This is a genomic window from Nitrosomonas sp. Nm33 (assembly GCF_900107265.1).
In the GTDB taxonomy this organism is placed as follows: Bacteria; Pseudomonadota; Gammaproteobacteria; order Burkholderiales; family Nitrosomonadaceae; genus Nitrosomonas.
On sequence record NZ_FNPJ01000149.1, the window covers coordinates 1 to 1,913 of the forward strand.

Annotated in this window: 4 protein-coding genes; 3 read left to right on the top strand and 1 reads right to left on the bottom strand. The window is 48.3% G+C overall.

Features of this window, described 5'->3' with window-relative positions; translation table 11 throughout:
• A partial coding sequence (locus tag BLV54_RS15865) for a helix-turn-helix domain-containing protein (RefSeq protein WP_143032557.1) occupies positions 1-160 on the bottom strand: 160 nt, incomplete at its 3' end.
• A gap of 514 nt (positions 161-674) precedes the next feature.
• Here BLV54_RS15865 and BLV54_RS17430 point away from each other — a divergent pair.
• The 3 genes from BLV54_RS17430 to BLV54_RS15115 form a co-directional block, all read left to right on the top strand.
• Complete coding sequence (locus tag BLV54_RS17430) at positions 675-812, top strand: c-type cytochrome (RefSeq protein WP_339389397.1); 138 nt, start codon at positions 675-677, stop codon at positions 810-812.
• Positions 813-886: 74 nt separating this feature from the next.
• Entirely contained in the window at positions 887-1,543 is a 657-nt protein-coding gene (locus tag BLV54_RS15110; RefSeq protein ID WP_090572401.1) for a redoxin domain-containing protein, read from the top strand.
• Between the two features lie 119 nt (positions 1,544-1,662).
• A partial coding sequence (locus BLV54_RS15115; protein WP_090567858.1) for an IS630 transposase-related protein occupies positions 1,663-1,913 on the top strand: 251 nt, incomplete at its 3' end.

A 1,913-nucleotide genomic window follows, 5' to 3' on the forward strand; every position in this document is an offset into this window, starting at 1 on the left:
TCGCCGCATCGTGAACAAATGACCGCTTCTTCCATTTCGCCACGGTCTTCTCGTTAATTCCGTGGCGTTTTGCCAATGCTTTCAGGCTCTCTTGATTATGTTGTATCGCTCGACGCACCGCCTCTGTCGTACGGGCGCTTCCATGCAGTACCTGTCCCATAATATGTCCCTCGATAATTGACTACATATTACTCCAGCACACCATGGGACTAAACATTTTTAGCGGTCATTTTGTTTATCGCCTATCGAGCGCGTTACCGCTGGCTGCCCTTATTTTCTCAGTTTGAGAATGTAGAGCAGGTCAAAACAGGCACCGAGCATCTCAGAAAGTGGGTCAGTATTGAATTTATCCTTGCACTGTTGCTGGTCCTGCTTGCCACCATGCTGGCCAACACTCTCCCCGCCAAGCATGCCATCATCGAAAACTGGCCTTATCCATTCCGGTTTTCGATTAAAGCCACCTGGGAAGAACCGAATGTACAGGAAATGGTGTGGACAGGAACAGCGTTGTTGCTCGTTGCGCTGGCTACGATCTGGTTGGGGATAAAAAAGAACAAGACCGGGAAGAAAAAAATTCTGGTACCGAGTGCGCTGGGCTGGTGGTCATTGCTTTGGCGAGTGCATTACCCCCGCTTGCCATCGAAGCCTATCCTGAAACCTATCAAAAAACACCGGTGCCATTCGATGCCATTTCGATCTCGAATGGTTCCCTGTTTTATGCCGGGCATTGTGCGAGTTGTCATGGCCCGCAAGGCAAGGGCAACGGGGAGCTCTTGCCGAAACGTTGTCAACAGAACCGGCTGACCTACTGACAAAACCCCATACCGCACGGCATACTGTCGGCAACTTTTTTCATTGACTATCTCATGGCATACCCGGAACTGACATGCCTGGTTTTGCTGCCACTCTGTCTGAGGAAGATCGCTGGGATATCGTCAATTACCTGCGTGCTCTGTCTCGTATTTTCGATGCTCGTCTATTGGGAACTATGATCATGCCGGCATCCCCGGACATTGGGGCGCCTGTCTTCTCCTATTTTGCTTATGATGGATCTAGCGGCAATTTAAAGGATTTTCGTCTACAAAAAAATGTACTGCTGGTGTTATTTTCCTGGCCACAATCTCAGCAGCGTCTAAGTCAATTGAAAGAAACTTATGAGAATTTCAGTTTCACCCATAATACTGAGATTATGGCAGTGCCCATGGAAGCGCTTAATGAGCAAGAACTGATGGACATCGCCCATAGTGTTCCTTTCCCTGTGGTGACCGAAGGCTGGCAGGAAATCAGCAAGAGCTACCTGCTATATTGCCGGAATAGAACGGTTCCTGATTTGCTGGGCAAAGGCATGACACCCGGGCATCTGGAGTTTCTGATCGATCGTTTTGGCTATTTGCGTGCGCGCTGGGTAGCTCAATTCGATGGCTTTGGTTGGTTAAATGTGGGTGTTTTGACTCAGCAGTTAGAGCAGCTTAACCAAGAGAACCAGATTATGCCTCCGCCAGTAGATCATGTGCACTGGGGGGGTGTGAAAACAAAGTTTTAGCGAAACTGCGTTTTGTCAATACATCTATTGCGCACTCCAATCGCTGTGTTGGGTGGTACTCGCTTCTCGTCTATCTATTTGATATAGCATAACCAGATAATTTTGATTATAATGCAAGGATGGCATATTCATTGGATTTTCGCCGTAAAGTCTTATCTGTTCGAGAGAAAGAAGGACTTACGATAGCCGAGGTGGCAGCGCGGTTTGATGTGGGTATAGCAAGCGTTGTTCGCTGGATCAAGCATGTTGATCGCAAACCTCAAGGGTTTCGCAAACGCAAGATTGATCTTGATGTATTGCGGCAGGATATTCTCGATTATCCCGATGCCTGTCAGTACGAGCGAGCAAAACGTTTGGGCGTGGCGCAGAA

Excerpts from the sequence above, each read along its gene's own strand:
- BLV54_RS15110 (WP_090572401.1), top strand. The coding sequence starts at position 887 with ATGCCTGGTTTTGCTGCCACTCTGTCTGAGGAAGATCGCTGGGATATC.